Origin of the sequence: Brevundimonas sp. (assembly GCF_003248455.1) — a bacterium.
Taxonomy (GTDB): domain Bacteria; phylum Pseudomonadota; class Alphaproteobacteria; order Caulobacterales; family Caulobacteraceae; genus Brevundimonas.
Genome location: NZ_QFNM01000012.1, coordinates 1 through 14,915 on the forward strand (window position 1 = coordinate 1; position 14,915 = coordinate 14,915).

General features: G+C 66.7%; 10 protein-coding genes. 2 read left to right on the forward strand and 8 right to left on the reverse strand.

Translation table 11 applies throughout. From position 1 onward, the window contains the following. Together DI624_RS06155 and cyoA are read right to left on the reverse strand one after the other, a co-directional pair. Positions 1-732 (reverse strand): cbb3-type cytochrome c oxidase subunit I (locus DI624_RS06155; RefSeq protein WP_291536717.1); only part of this gene is annotated, 732 nt, incomplete at its 3' end. A gap of 13 nt (positions 733-745) precedes the next feature. Continuing rightward, positions 746-1,963, reverse strand: a complete 1,218-nt coding sequence (gene cyoA, locus DI624_RS06160; RefSeq protein ID WP_291536718.1) for a ubiquinol oxidase subunit II — start codon at positions 1,961-1,963, stop codon at positions 746-748. Between the two features lie 210 nt (positions 1,964-2,173). On the opposite strand from cyoA, the gene DI624_RS06165 reads away from it, so the two are divergent. Continuing rightward, positions 2,174-3,526: an MFS transporter gene (locus DI624_RS06165; RefSeq protein ID WP_291536719.1), complete on the forward strand. Its 1,353-nt coding sequence runs from the start codon at positions 2,174-2,176 to the stop codon at positions 3,524-3,526. A gap of 80 nt (positions 3,527-3,606) precedes the next feature. On the opposite strand, the gene DI624_RS06170 is transcribed toward DI624_RS06165, so the two are convergent. From DI624_RS06170 to DI624_RS06180, 3 genes are all read right to left on the reverse strand, one after another. After that, entirely contained in the window at positions 3,607-5,277 is a 1,671-nt protein-coding gene (locus DI624_RS06170) for an alkaline phosphatase D family protein (RefSeq protein WP_291536720.1), read from the reverse strand. 10 nt (positions 5,278-5,287) lie between these two features. After that, entirely contained in the window at positions 5,288-7,915 is a 2,628-nt protein-coding gene (locus tag DI624_RS06175) for a TonB-dependent receptor (RefSeq protein WP_291536721.1), read from the reverse strand. A gap of 397 nt (positions 7,916-8,312) precedes the next feature. Further along, complete coding sequence (locus DI624_RS06180) at positions 8,313-8,786, reverse strand: hypothetical protein (protein ID WP_291536722.1); 474 nt, start codon at positions 8,784-8,786, stop codon at positions 8,313-8,315. 328 nt (positions 8,787-9,114) lie between these two features. Here DI624_RS06180 and DI624_RS06185 point away from each other — a divergent pair, with 328 nt between their 5' ends. Then, positions 9,115-9,807 (forward strand): IS6 family transposase, encoded by a 693-nt coding sequence (locus tag DI624_RS06185; RefSeq protein ID WP_291536724.1) that lies wholly within the window; start codon positions 9,115-9,117, stop codon positions 9,805-9,807. Positions 9,808-9,967: 160 nt separating this feature from the next. On the opposite strand, the gene DI624_RS06190 is transcribed toward DI624_RS06185, so the two are convergent. The 3 genes from DI624_RS06190 to DI624_RS06200 form a co-directional block, all read right to left on the reverse strand. After that, on the reverse strand, positions 9,968-11,068 hold the full coding sequence (locus DI624_RS06190; RefSeq protein WP_291536725.1) for a glycerophosphodiester phosphodiesterase family protein: 1,101 nt from the start codon (positions 11,066-11,068) through the stop codon (positions 9,968-9,970). An 18-nt stretch (positions 11,069-11,086) separates the two neighbouring features. Further along, on the reverse strand, positions 11,087-13,867 hold the full coding sequence (locus tag DI624_RS06195) for a TonB-dependent receptor (protein WP_291536726.1): 2,781 nt from the start codon (positions 13,865-13,867) through the stop codon (positions 11,087-11,089). Positions 13,868-13,958: 91 nt separating this feature from the next. Further along, positions 13,959-14,912 (reverse strand): DUF4880 domain-containing protein, encoded by a 954-nt coding sequence (locus DI624_RS06200; protein ID WP_291536728.1) that lies wholly within the window; start codon positions 14,910-14,912, stop codon positions 13,959-13,961. Positions 14,913-14,915 lie beyond the last annotated feature (3 nt).

Consider the following 14,915-nt stretch of genomic DNA (forward strand, 5'->3'; position numbering starts at 1 on the left):
GGTGCACAGCGAGGTCCAGGTGAAGACCGGCATCTTCATCATGCCCATGCCGGGCGCGCGCATCTTCACGATGGTCGCGATCAGGTTGATGCCGGACAGCGTCGTCCCCACCCCCGCGATCTGCAGGGCCCATATGTAGTAGTCGACCCCGACGCCGGGGCTGTAGCCGATGCCCGACAGCGGCGGATAGGCCAGCCAGCCGGTGCGCGCGAACTCGCCCACGAACAGCGAGGCCATGACGATGATCGCCCCGGCCGTCGTCATCCAGAAGCTGAAATTGTTCAGGAAAGGGAAGGACACGTCGCGCGCGCCGATCTGCAGCGGCACGACATAGTTCATGATGCCCGTCACCAGCGGCATCGCCACGAAGAAGATCATGATCACGCCGTGGGCGGTGAAGACCTGATCGTAGTGGTGGGCGTTCAGATAGCCCTCGGACCCGCCGAAGGCCATCGCCTGCTGAAGACGCATCATGATGGCGTCGGCGAAGCCGCGCACGAACATGATCAGGCCCAGGATCATGTACATGATCCCGATCTTCTTGTGATCGACCGTGGTGAACCACTCTTTCCAGAGATAGCCCCACAGCTTGAAATAGGTCAGGGCGCCCAACAGGGCGACGCCGCCCAGGGCCACGACGATCATGGTCACGACCAGGATCGGCTCGTGCAGCGGCAGAGCCTCAAGCGTCAGTCGCCCGAAGATCAGCGGAAGGATTTGGTCAGCGTTCATCGAACTCGATCGCTCAGGCGTTGGGTGCGGAGCGGACGCCGGTCGGCTCCGCAGCGAAGGCGCCGGGCGCCACATTGGTCAGGGCCGCCAGCGAGGCCCGCTTCGGCGACAGCCCCTGCCCGGCCAGGCGGTCCAGGCTGTTGGGGGCGACGACGGCGTCCAGCGCGGCGCGGCGCATTCGGTCCGCGGCGGCGGCTTCGGCCTGCAACGGCGTGCAGATGGTCATGACATAGCTGTCGTTCGATCCGAAATAGGCCGGCGACTTACCGCGCCCGGCGTATTTGTCATAGACCAGCGGCATGGTGTTGCGCAGCGACGCCATGCTCAGGCCGCCCTGTCTGTCGATGGCCATCATCTCGCCCATGCACATCTTGCCCGGCTCGACGCACATGTTCAGGATCGCATCCCACAGCATTCCGTCCACGCTGGAGAAGTGCATGGCCGGAACCTTCTCGCTGGGCTTTTCCAGCTCCAGATAACGGTCGCGATCCAGCGGCTGGTCGGACTGGCGCACGCCGGCGATCCATCGGTCGAAGCCGGCCTGGTCCAGGCCGTGGAAGGCGAAGCGCATGTGCGAGAAGCCGTCGCCGGAATAGTTGGCCGAGAAGCCTTCGTATTCGCCGGGGCGGTTGATCACCGCGTGCAGCTTCGTCTCCATGCCCGGCATGGCGTAGATCTGGCCGGCCAGGGCGGGAATGTAGAAGCTGTTCATCACCGAGGACGAGGTGATATGGAAGCGGATCGGCCGATCCACCGGCGCCGCCAGCTCGTTGACCGTGGCGACGCCGTACTGCGGATAGATGAACATCCACTTCCAGTCCAAGGCCACGACATTGACCTGCAGCGGCTCGACGTTCTCGGCGACGGCCTGGCCGGGCTTGATCCGGTCGATCGGGCGATAGGGGTCCAGCAGATGGGTGCCGGCCCAGGTCAGGGCGCCCAGGCAGATGATGATCAGCAGCGGCGCGGCCCAGATGACCAGTTCCAGCGAGGTCGAGTGGTCCCAGTCCGGCTGATACTCGGCCTCCTTGTTCGACGCCCGATACTTCCAGGCGAAGAAGACGGTCAGCGCCATCACCGGCAGGATGATGATCAGCATCAGCAGCGTCGAGATCATCAGCAGGTCGCCCTGCTGGGACGCGACATCGCCGGCGGGCTTAAGGACGACTAGGTCACAGGCCGACAGCAGGGCCACGACGGGCGCGAGCAAAAGTAGGCGCAGACGGCGCAAGGCGGATCCAATCGGAAAGCGTCGGGCAAGGGGGAGGCGCCGCGACGGTTGGCGTTCGAACTGCGCCCGATAGTCAGCTTCGATCTGCAACGACATTGGACAATCTGTCCTATCCTCTTGAGGCCGCTTTCATCGCAAAGGGCGCCCGGTCATAATGCGGCGATCCGCCGTACGCCTAAGATTACTGTCTCACACGGAGCGACCAAGCCCATGTCCGCCTCGACGACCCCTTCGTCCGAGTCGCTGGAACGCGACGCCGCAACCCTTCACAAGGGGCATGGCAAGGTTGACGCCGGCGAGATCGCCATCGGCGTCATTATCGGCCGAACGTCCGAGTTTTTCGACTTCTTTGTTTACGCCATCGCTTCGGTGGTCGTTTTCCCGCAACTCATCTTCCCCTATGCGGGCGCGGTGGGCGGCACCCTTCTGTCTTTCGCCGTCTTCGCCCTGGCCTTCCTGTTCCGGCCGTTGGGTACGGTGCTGTTCATCGCCATCGACCGGAAGTTCGGCCGCGGCGCCAAGCTCACCACCGCTCTGCTGCTGCTGGGCACCTCGACCGTGTCGGTGGCCTTCATCCCCAGCTACGAGAGCATCGGCATGTGGGCGCCGGTCCTTCTGGCCCTGACCCGCATCGGCCAGGGCGTTGCCCTGGGCGGCACCTGGGACGGCCTGGCCTCGCTGCTGGCCCTGAACGCGCCCGAGAAGAAGCGCGGCTGGTACGCCATGATCCCGCAACTGGGCGCCCCCATCGGCCTTCTGGTCGCCTCGGCCCTGTTCGCCTTCTTCCTGAACACGCTGTCGGCCCCCGACTTCCTGGACTGGGGCTGGCGCTATCCGTTCTTCGTGGCCTTCGCCATCAATGTCGTGGCCCTGTTCGCGCGACTGCGCATCGTGGTGACGCCCGCCTTCCAGAACCTGTTCGAAACGCGCGAGCTTCAGCCGACGCCGGTCAGCCAGGCCATCCGCGTCGAAGGCCCCAAGATCGCCATCGGCGCCTTCGCCCCCCTGGCCAGCTTCGCCATGTTCCACATGGTGACGGTCTTCCCGCTGTCGTGGATTTTCCTGTTCACCAACGAGACGCCGGTTCGCTTCCTGCTGATCGAGATGGTGGGCGCCGTCTTCGGCCTGATCGCCATTCTTGCATCTGGCGTGCTGGCCGACCGCTACGGCCGTCGCACCGTTCTGGCCGTCACCGCCGCGGGCATCGCCGCCTTCTCGGGCTTCGCGCCCCAGCTGCTGAACGGCGGCGCGGCGGGCGAGCTGACCTTCATGATCTCGGGCTTCATCCTGCTCGGCCTGTCGTTCGGCCAGGCGTCGGGTCCGGTGGCCTCCAGCTTCAGCCTGACGAACCGCTACACCTCCTCGGCCCTGACGTCGGACCTGGCCTGGCTGTTCGGCGCCGGCTTCGCCCCGCTGGCGGCCCTGTGGATCTCCAGCCAGTTCGGCCTGATCGCGGCCGGCGCCTATCTGCTGTCCGGCGCGGTCTGCACCCTGATCGCCCTGTGGCTGAACCGCGAACTGGCCCGCAGCTCGTCCGACAAGACCCGGGCGAGATCGGCCTGACCTTCGGTTGACAAGCGACCAAAAGAACAGGGCCCGCAGCGACTGCGGGCCCTGTTTTCGTTTCGGCTTCGCCTGATGGATCAGATTTCGGTCAGCGCGCCGTCCGGCGTGACGACGAAGGTTTTCAGCCGCTTCGGTTCATACGGTTTCGCCATGATGGTGGACACGGCCCACAACTCGCCGGTCAGCGTCTCGCGCGTCACCTTCAGCAGCACATAGCCCTTGGCCGTCTGGTCGCAGAACTTGACCTCCGGGTTGGCCGCCGACAGGGCCGCGCCCAGCGGCAGGCCGCCGACATGGTCGCCCGGCGAGGGGCTGGAGATCGAGGACGTGCCGAACTCCACCGCCCGGCGCGCGCCGGCCTTGTCATGCAGTTCATTGACCCAGAAGGCGTGGCTGTCGCCCGCCAGCACGACCGGCGAAACCCCCGCCGCCGCAAACGTCTCGTACAGACGCTCCCGCCCCGCCGGATAGCCGTCCCAGCTGTCCAGATTGAACGGCAGGCCCAGTTTGAACAGCTGGATCGCCGCCTCTACCTGGGGCCGCACGTCGGCCGGCAGACTGGCGATCATCTGCTGCACCTGTTCGGCCGGCATCATGCGCGAGATGTCCGGTCCCTTGACCCGCGCCATCACCACCTGGTTGCCGATGATCTGCCATGGGCGGCCGGCCGCCTTGGATCGGCTCAACGTCTCGCCGACCCACCGGCGCTGCGCATCGCCCAGCAGGTCGCGATCCGGCGCCTGACGCGCGGCCTCGAACGCCGCCACGTCCGGCTGGCCGTCCGGCGTCTTTGGAATGTCGGCGAAGGTCATCTGCTCGCCCCGCGCCAGCAGCCGCGTCTCCACCATCGTCAGGGTGGCCAGATCGCCGAAGTCGAAGCTGCGGTTGATCGCCTCCTTCAGCGCGCCCGCCTTGGGTTCGCGGATCGGCATCCATTCGTAATAGGCCCGAAGGGCCGCGGCCTTGCGCGCAGCGAAGTCGCCTTCTGTCGCCGACTGGTGGTTTTCCGCCCCGGTCATCCACGTGTCGTTGGCCACCTCGTGGTCGTCCCACACGCAGATGAAGGGCGCGCGGGCGTGGGCGGCCTGCAGGTCGGGATCGGTCTTGTACTGAGCGTGGCGGGTCCGGTAGTCGGCCAGGGTCACGATCTCGTGCGGGGGCAGCGGCGCCCGGCCCAGGGCCGCGCCGGAGGTCATGCCATAGTCGTCGGCGGCCGCCCCGTATTCATAGATGTAGTCGCCCAGGTGCACGACCGCATCCAGCCGCTCAAGCTTGGACAGGGCGTCATAGGCGTTGAACAGGCCGCCCGGATAAAGCTGGCACGACACCACCCCAAGCGTCACGTCCCGGGTCGCCCCTTCCGGCAGGGTCCGCACCCGACCGACCGGCGAAATCGCCTCCCCGGCGATGAATCGGTAGAAATAGTCCCGCCCGGGCTCCAGCCCCTGCCCGTCCAGATCATGTTTGACGGTGAAGTCCCGCTCGGCCCGCGCGCCGAGACCGTCGACGCGGCGCACGATGTCGCGAAAGTCTGCGTCGCGCGCGACCTCCAGCGCCACCGCCACATCGCCGGACGACCCTTCGGCCGGGGTGACGCGCGTCCAGAACACGGCCGAGCGGGTGTCGGGATCGCCGCTGGCGACCCCATGCAGAAAGGCGACCCGCCCGGCGGCGGCGCCCTGCGCCAGGGCGGGCGTCGCGGCCCCCGCCCCCATCAGGCCCAGCAGGCTGCGGCGATCCAGTTTCATGGTCCGGTCCTTACAGCTTCAACTTGAACACCAGGCCGTAAGAGGCCGGGCGTCCCGCGATGAAGGTCGGCATCCCCAGGCTATCGCCGGAGTTGCCTGCGTCCTTGATATATTCCTCGTCGAGGATGTTCTCGCCGAAGGCCTCGACCGCCCAGTTCGCCGAATCCGGCACATAGCGGACGCGCATGTTCAGCAGGCCGTAGGACTCCTGGACCTCGTCCTGGATCAGATCGGCGACGATGGCGCCGCGGGCGACGGTCTGCAGGTCGGGGCGATCGTTGTCGTTGTCGAAGAACATTTCCGACTGCCAGGTATAGGTCGGCTGCAATTCGATCGCCCCGCCGCTGACCGGCAGGCTCCACAGGGCGCCGATCGAGGCCCGGTGGTCCGGCGAAAGGCGGAAGCGGTTGCCGTCGAACACGCCGTTGTCGAACCGCGAGTGGTTGTAGCCGTAGGTGGCGAACAGGTCGAAGTTCGAGGTCAGGGCGAAGTTCATCTGGCCTTCGAAGCCGTAGGCCTTGGCCTCGCCGGCGTTCGTCGTGACGAATTCGGCGCCCTGCTGCACCGTCGTCTGGAAGTTTTCGTAGCTGTAGTAATAGACTGCGCCGTCCAGACGCAGGCGACGATCCATCAGGGCGGCCTTGGCGCCGACCTCGTAGCTGTCGACCTGTTCCGCATCGACTTCCGAGAAGTTCGGCTGCCCGATCCGGGCCGCTTCGCCGGCGAGCAGCAGGCCGACCGGATGGCTGGGCGACGAGGCCGAGAGCACCTTGGGACGGCGGCCGCGCGCATAGTTGGCGTAGACATTGGCGTCGCCGGTCACGGCGTAGCGGGCCGTCAGACGCCAGGTCAGGCCGTCGTCGTCCAGGTCGCGATAGACGGTGTCGCCGTTGTTGACGGTCGGCTGGATGGTCAGGCCGAACAGCGGGAAGGTCGGCGACGCAGGGGCGTTGGCCATGCCGGGCGTGGCGAGGCCGGCGATCAGGCTGTTGGCGAAGGCGCCCAGCTGCGCGGCCTGGGCCAGCGAGGCAGGGGTGCCGGCCGCAATCAGGCGGGCGATGTTGGCCTGGACCGATTGCAGGGCCAGCAGGCCGCCGCCGACCGAACGGCCGTTGACTAGGCGGCTGGAGAAGCCGCTCGTCTTGTCGTCCTGGGTGTAGCGCAGGCCGCCGCTGATCTCGAGCCGGTCGGTCAACTGGAAGGTCAGGTCGCCGAAGACGTCATAGGAGGTCAGCTCGCCATGGTTGGTGCTTTCCTCGATGTGCGCCGCTTTCATATTGGCGACCAAGGCAGCCGCCACCGGCGCGGGCAGGCCGAAGCCGCCCATCGAGGCGGGGGCGATCAGGGCGCTCGTGACGACCGCCGGATAGGCGCCCAGCGGCAGGGTGTTGTCGCCGACCACGCCCGGAGCGCCGTCCAGCAGCCCGACCAGTTGCGGCAGAGCGACCCGTTCGTTGAACTGCAGCGGCGCACGCTGATAACCCTCCTCGTGGAACCAGCCGGCGCCGACGAAGCCGCTGAGACGGCCGCCGTTGTCGAACGACAGGCGCAGATCCTGGCTCCACTGTTCGCCATAAGCGTCTTCGGCCGCCGTCAGGATCGGCAGGGAGACGCCGTCGGCGTCGAAGGTCTCATAGCTTTCGAACTGGCGATAGGCGGTGGTCGAGTTCAGCGTCCACGACGGCGTCAGGTCGATCCGGGCCAGGCCGGTCACGCCCCAGACCTTGCGGTCCAGCCCCAGGTCCTTGCCGCCGTCGAACTCGCCGCCCGGCGTCAGGGCCGCGCCTTCCCACGGCGCCTTCGACCCCAGGACGGCGCCGGTGTTCGGATCGGCCGGCTCATAGGCGATCGACTTGAACGACGTGCCCGAAGCTTCGTCGGTCTGATAGTTGGCGATGACGTCGAACCGCATGGCGTCGTTCGGCGTCCAGGCGCCGGACAGGCGGAAGGCGTTGGTCTCGATGGAGTTGTAGTCCTCGCCGCCCAACAGGTTCTCGACATAGCCGTCGCGGGTCTTCATCCGCGTGGCCAGACGCAGGCCGGCGGTCTCGCCCACCGGCAGGTTTACGGCGCCCTCGACCGAGACATAGCCCTCGTCGCCGGCTTCGATCTGGGCGTAGGCGTCGGTCTGGCCGGGTCGAGCGCGGTTCTGGACCAGATTGACGGCGCCGATCAGGGCGCCGCGGCCGTACAGGGTCGACTGCGGCCCCTTGGCGACCTCGATCCGCTCCATGTCGAACAGCTCGACATACGAACCCCGCGACTTGGAGATCGACACGCCGTCCTGGAACACCGACACGCGGGGCTCGGTGGTGGCCTCGCCCGAGTCGGAGGTGATGCCGCGCATCACGAAGCCGGCGTTGTTCGGCGACTGGTTCTGCACCAGGAAGCCGGGCACGAAGGCCGACAGCTGATCGAACTCTTGAATGCCCAGGTCTTGCAGGAACTGCCCGGAATAGGCGGTCAGGGCGAAGGGCACGTCGATGGCCTTCTGCTCGCGCAACTGGGCGGTGACGATCACGTCGTCCACGCTGCTGACCGGCTGGGCCTCCTGCGCCCAGGCGGCGCTCCCGCCCATCATGGCGCCCGTCAGGGTCGCGGCGGCCAGCAGGCGCGCCTTCAGCGTGGTCTTGAACATCGGATCCCCCGGATTCGGCTAAGCTGGGGCCGTGCCTACGCTCTGGCGATGTCGGCTGAACGACGCTGGCGCGTCGCCTTGATAACGCCGCGGCGACAGACCCGCGACATTTGCTCCGCCTACCAACAAGACGACGCTCATATTCAGCGCGTCGTCGTTATCCAGTTCCGGCAGTTCCGCCGATGGCGCCGAGAACGACGAACAGGGACCTATCTAAGCCATAGCCCTCCGATTTAACTCTCGAACGAATGGCGACGATGGGGTGGCTTCTCCAACGGCGGCTCAGGCGTTGGCTGACCGTCGAACCCGATCTGGACGACCGTCGCCGGAAGTCTCTTCGCCTGACGGCTGAGGGTAAGAAGGTCGCCCTTATGGTCGCTGAGGCCCTGACCAAGTCCTAGCCACGAAGTAACGGTAGCCGGTCAGCGTCGGCCACGCGCGCATTCGCGGCCTTGAGGCGTCCTAGCGGAAGCATCCTCTGACCTGTCCAGACTGCCGGGCTCCCCTCTAAAGCGATGGCCTCGGGACCATTGAAGATGGTCCTGCCCTTCCTCGTCGTGAAATCCAGGTGGAAGAAGAGCAGATGCTCGGCCCTCGTTTCGACCATGCGAAAGGCAGGGCCGCGCCCGGTCCCGCTCGCTTTCACCTGAACCGTTTTCGGGTTCGGACCCGGCGACATGCCGTCGATGCCCTCGCCACATCGCGCGCTTAACTGAAGGCCGTAAAGCTCGGCGGCTATGGCCTCGCCGATGTCTCCCACCAGATTCCCGTCGAGCGTAAAGCTCAATCCCGATGAAGCGTAGCGTTGCCGCAAAGCGTCACGCGCAGCCAGCAGCGGCTCAATCTCATTGGGTAAATCGAACTCATCCATGCGGTCAGGCCCGTTTTTGAAGTCGATACTTGCGCTAAGCGTCAGCAAGTGTGCCAGACGGCCATCTGAAAAGTGTGCCAAGTGTGCCGGGAGTTTGATTTCGTTTACGAAAATCGACTTGGCACACTCGGCGGCACACTGCCGAACACCCCGAAAAAGTGTGCCAAGCGTGCCAAAACCGGGCCATTTGGCACACTATTCTTGGCACACTCGGCCCAAACAGGCTTAAGTCACTGATTTCATTGAAGGTAGGTGGCGGTGCTGTCAGTCTAACGCTAACTTGTCTCCACTGAGGGTCGTCGCAGTTGACTGACCGGAGACGATTTTCATGAAGCCGCTGTCGTTCAAACGCCACCGCTACCCTGCGGAGGTGATCCGCCATGCGGTCTGGCTATATTTCCGTTTCAGCCTGAGCATGCGGGACGTCGAGGAATTGCTGGCTCAGCGCGGCATCGAGGTCAGCTACGAGACTATCCGCTGTTGGACGAAGAAGTTCGGACCGCTGATCGCCAGGCGGCTGAAGAAGCGCCGGCCGGTCCCATCGCCACGCTGGCATCTGGACGAAACGGTCTGCCGGATCGGGGGCCGAAGGATGTATCTGTGGCGCGCGGTCGATGATGAAGGGGAGGTGCTCGATCTCGTCGTTCAGCGTCGGCGGGATACGGAAGCGGCCTTGAAGCTGCTAAAGCGCCTACTGCGCAACCAACCCGTCAAGCCGAAACGGATCACGACAGATGGCCTGCTGTCCTACGGCGCGGCGCTTCGAGAACTTGGTCTGGCTCAAATTCACCGACCGGGCCGCCTCAGGGAAAACAATCGGATCGAGAACTCACATCTGCCGATCCGACGACGAGAACGCCAGCAGCAGGGCTTCAAATCTCAGCCCTCAGCCCAGCGATTCCTCACTACCCACGCCGCGATCTACAACACCTTCTACATCCAGCGTCACTTGATCAGCCGCCCTACCCTTCGCCGTTTTCGCGCCGAGGCGGACCTCGCATGGGCGGCGGCGGTCGCCTAAATCGGAGCAGGTCGGGCAAACTTCATCCGCTGGCGATTAACCTGACAGCACCCCGGCGAGCTATCGAACCATCTAAATGGGTTGCAGGACTTGGCCATACGGCTCGTTATCCGACCCGATCAGGGGCGCAACCCGTTTGGCCTGACAAGACCCCACGCGATCATGGCGTGGATGTGCGCCGCCCCAGCGCCGCAAGGGCGATGTCAGGCTGATCGGTGAACATGCCGTCGACCCCTGCAGCGGCCAGGGCGCGAACCAGGGTCGCGGCGTCGCCCAGTCGGCCATCGTAGCCTGGTTCGGCCGGGTCGCCCCGGCGCAGCTCGAGCGGCAGGTAGAGGTTTTCGGCGTTCACGCTCCAGACATGAACCTGAAGGCCCGCCGCGTGAGCGTCGGCGACCAAGGCGGTCACCGAAAGAGACCGGCCCTCGGCGTCGCGGGGAAAGATCAGCTCGGTCTCCGGCCCGACGATGTCGGCGAAGCCCGCGATCATCTTCAGCCCGTCGGCCGAGTAGACGTCCGACCAGGCGCGGATGTCGTTGGCGCGCAGGAGTTCCTCGGGCGGGGCGACGCTGTTGATCAAGAACATCAGCCGGACCGGCGTGATCGGCCGCAGGGCGATCAAGGCCTGGGGCCAGAAGGACTGGATGATGACCGGCGCGTCGCGATCGTTCAGGCCTTCCCGCTCGAGAACATCCACCAGCGCCCGCTCCATCGGCAGCCCGATGGAGGCGTGATAGCCGGGGTTCTTCAGTTCGATGTAAAGGCCGACGGGCCGGTCGCGCCGTCGGCTCTCCTCCTTGGCGATGGCGATGATCTCCGCCAGGGACAGCACGGGCTGTTCCCCGTCATGGGCGGCGCTTTCCCGGCGCTGTTCCGGATTGCGCTCTCGCGCGCCCAGGGTCTTCAGTTCGGCCAGGGTAAAGTCCTCGACGAACCAGCCGGTGAAGGACTCGCCGTCGATGGTCCTTGTCACGCGACGGTCGGCGAACTCGGGATGGGCGGCGACATCGGTGGTGCGGCCGATCTCGTTCTCGTGGCGCGAGACCAGGACGCCGTCCCTGGTCATGACCAGGTCCGCCTCGATGTAGTCGGCGCCCTGGGCCACCGCCAGGCGATAGGCCGCCTCGGTGTGCTCGGGGCGATGGCCGCTCGAGCCCCTGTGGGCGATGACGATCGGCGATGGGAAGGTCTGGGCGACGGCGATGGCCGGGCCGGACAGGGTCAGGGCGAGGGCCATCAGGCCGGTGAGACGACGGAGCATGGCTGTTCCTTGATTGGCTTAGCGGCGGAAGGTCAGGCGCACGCCGTACAGGCGCGGTTCGCCCAGGACGTTGGTCGGCATGCCGATCGACTCCCCGGCGCTGCCGGCGCCCTTACGATAGACCTCGTCGGCCAGATTGCTGGCGAAGGCCTCGACCTCCCAGTTGGCGGCGTCCGGCGTATAGGCGATCCGCAGGTTCAGCAGGCCATAGGCGTCCTGGTATTCGTCCTGCAGCAGGTCGGCGACGATGCGGCCGGTCTGCAGTTCGGGCCGGTCGTTGTCGTCCGAGAAGAATATCTTGCTGCGCCATGCATAGCTGGGGCGGATGTCCAGCGTCCCGCCCGGCGCGGCGACCTTGAGGGAGGCGCCCACCGACAGGCTGTGGTCCGGGGACCGGGCGAAGCGGTTGCCCTCATAGGCGCCCGAGCCGAACCGCGCATGACTGTAGGCATATGTTCCGAACAGCGACAGCGCATCGGTCGCCTGCCAGTCACCCTGAAGTTCGACGCCGTAAGCCCGGGCCTCTCCGGCGTTCGAGGTGATGAAGCCGCTGCCGACCAGTTCCCGGGTCTGGAAATTCTCGTAGTCGTAATAGTAGACCGAGGCGTCGAAGCGCGCCCGCTGCTCGCGCAGGTAAGTCTTCAGGCCGATCTCGAAGGCGTCGACCGTCTCCGCCGGCGAGATGGTGAACTGGGCCGGCGCGCCCGGGCCGGACGGCGCCGCCGCCGACAGCACGGCGGCGCGCCGGCCGCGCGAATAGCTGCCGTAGAGATTGGTCGCCCCGGTTAGGTCGTAACGGCTGGTCAGCCGCCAGGTGAAGCCGTCGTCGTCGAGATCGCCGCTCTCCACGCCGCCGTTGCCGGCGGTCGGCTGGGCGTTGATGCCGAACGCCGGAAGGGCCGTGACCGACAGATTCGTTCCATAGGCCGTCAGCCCCTGCAGCAGCGCTCGTCCGGTGGCGACGCCGACGGGATTTCCGGTCGCGGCCAGGCCCGAGGCGCCGACGATCCCGCCCAGGATGCTGCGGCCGGCGACCGAACTGCCCCAGCGGGTGGTCTTGTCGTCGGAGGTGTAGCGCAGGCCCGCGCTGATCTCCCAGCGATCGGTGGCGCGGAAAGTGGCGTCTGCGAACAGGTCGATCGAATCCAGGTCCGCCGTATTGTTGGAGGTCTCCACATGCGCCGGGTCGAGGCGCGCCGCGAGCGCGGCCGCCTCGGCTCCGCTCAGCAGGATGTTGCCGCCGCTGGACTGCGCCACCACGCCCTGGACGAGCGCGCCGGTGAAGGCGGTGTTGACGAAAAGGCCAAGGGGTGCGGGATTGTTCGCGGGCAAACCGGTGAACGGGCCGCCGTTCAGCATCCCCGAGACCTGGGCCAGCAGGATGCGCTCGTCGAACCGGACATCGACCTGGGACCGGGCCCGTTCCCGATAATAGTTGGCGCCGACGAACCCGCTCAGCCGTCCGCCGCCGTCGTAGTTCAGGCGGAGTTCCTGGTTGAAGAACCGGCCGCCGTTGTCTTCCATGGTCGTGAAGACCGGCAGGGAGGTCCCGTCGGCGTCATAGACCTCTATGGAATCCACGTCGCGATAGCCGGAGACGGCGTTCAGCGTCAGGGCGTCGGTCAGGTGGTAGCGCATCAGGCCGGTGACGCCGGCGTACTGCTGATCGACTCCCAGGCCGCGCCCGCCGGCGAAATCGGCCGGAACCGACAGCCAGACCGGATCATTCGTCGCCGTACCGGCCAGGACCCGGCCGGTTTCGGGGTCGGTCGGCGACAGGTACATGGACTTGAAGCCCGTGCCATCGGTCTCTTCCTGCTGGAAGTTGAAGATCAGGTCTGCGGAGAAGCGGTCCGTCGGCTTGAAGGCGACCGAGGCTCGCACGGCGTCCAGGCGCAGGGCGTTCAATCCGTCCCCGGAGTCGGGCGCCAGGTTTTCCAAGGAACCGTCACGCTCGCGGTGGCGGCCGGACAAGCGGACCGCCAGCACATCGTTGACGGGCAGGTTGACCATGCCCTCGACCATGGCCTGGCCCTGGTTGCCGCCCTCGACCGAGGCCGACCAGTCCAGATCGGGCCGCGCGTGGTTCTGGATGACGTTGATCCCGCCGATCAGGGCGCCGCGCCCGAACAGGGTCGACTGCGGCCCCTTGGCCACCTCGACCCGGGCGATGTCGAACAGTTCGACGAAGGAGCCGCGCGACTTGGAGATCGGCACGCCGTCCTGGAACACCGAGACGCGGGGCTCGCTGAAGGAGTCGCCGCCCGAGGAGTTGATCCCGCGCATGACGAAGATCGGATTGTTCGGCGACTGGTCCTCGACCACAAGCCCGGGCGTGTAGAGCGACAGGTCGCGCAAGGTCGATACGCCCCGTTCGCGCAGGACGTCGCCTGTCAGCGCCGTCAGGGCGAAGGGCACCTCGGTCGCCGCCTGTTCGCGCCGCTGGGCGGTGACGATGATCTCGCCGAGTTCGGACGCGGCCTCCCGATCGGCGGCCTGAAGGGCGACGACACGCCCATCGTCGCGCGTGATGGTCAAGCCGCTGCCGGCAATCAACCGGGCCAGGGCTTCCCGAGGCGCCATCTGGCCGCGAACCGCCGGTGCTGTCCGTCCGGCGACGGCCTCCCCCGTATAGAGAACCTGGACCCGGGCCTGCTCCGACCAGGCGTTGAGCGCGGGCCCCAGCGCCTGGGACGGAATGTCGAACGTCCTGGCGGCGTCCTGGGCGTGCGCCGAAGGCGTGACGATGGCCGCCGCCGCCGCGACGAAAAGGGCGTTGAAGGTTGAGATGGACGTCATGGCCCCCGCCTTGGAACTGGAGCGCCGCATTGGGCGACGCCTTCGAGGGGTGGACGCTTTGACCGGCGCAAACCGCCAAGTCCGCCAAGAATTATTCGGCGGTCGCCAGGATCACCGTATCCGGGGTGCGAAGAATCCTGAGGGGCATGATGGCCTGAAGCGCCGACAGGAAGTCCGACGGGTCCGTCGAGGTGAACCGCCCGCCTATGGTCAACCGGCCAAGCCTTTGATCTTCGATCACCAGCTTTCGGTCGAGATAGCGATTGTACTCCGCGACCGCCTCGCTCAACGGCGTCCCGTTGAACACCACCTCGCCTTCGGGCCAAGCCGCGATCCGGTCCAGCTCCTCGGGAGGCGCGGCGCCGGCCGCGATCTCGCCATCCCTTGCCAAGAGGCGCTGTCCGCGGACCGCCCGTATCGGCGCCCCTGCCGGCGTCCGTCCGACGACGACGCCGTCCAGGGGGGTGACGTCCACCCTCCCCGCCTCCAGCCGGGCGTTGTAGCGGCCCGGCGACAGAGCGCAGACGACGCCGCCGGCGTGAAGCAAGACGGAGCCGGCCTCCGGCCGCGCCGCCACGGCGACCTCGCCGCGATCCAGCCAGAGCGTCAGTTGATCTCCCCGGCTTCGCCACGACAGCCGGGTGTCGGTGTTGAGATCTGCGTGTGCGTCGGCGCTCAAGCGCACGGTGCGCCGCTCGCCGACCTTCGTGGATGCGTGTTCCCGCGCCCACACCCGGCCCGACACGCCCACCCCGGCGACCGTCAGGCTCAGGGCGCCGAGCGCCAGAAACACCGCTCTGCGCGACCGAGCGGCTGGGCGGGGATGCGCGGCTAGGCCTGAGGGAAGCGCCTCCCAGGTCGCCACGGTGCGGGCGAACGCGATGGCGTGCGAAGGATCGGCCGCGCGCCAGCGCTCGAACGCCTCAAGGTCGGCCGATCCCGAGTCCAGGCGCGCGTGCCAAAGCGCCGCCGCTTCCATGGCCTCGGCGCGGCTCGCGGCGCCAGCCCGCGTGGAATCGGATTCAGGATTGGGCGGATCGCGCATCAT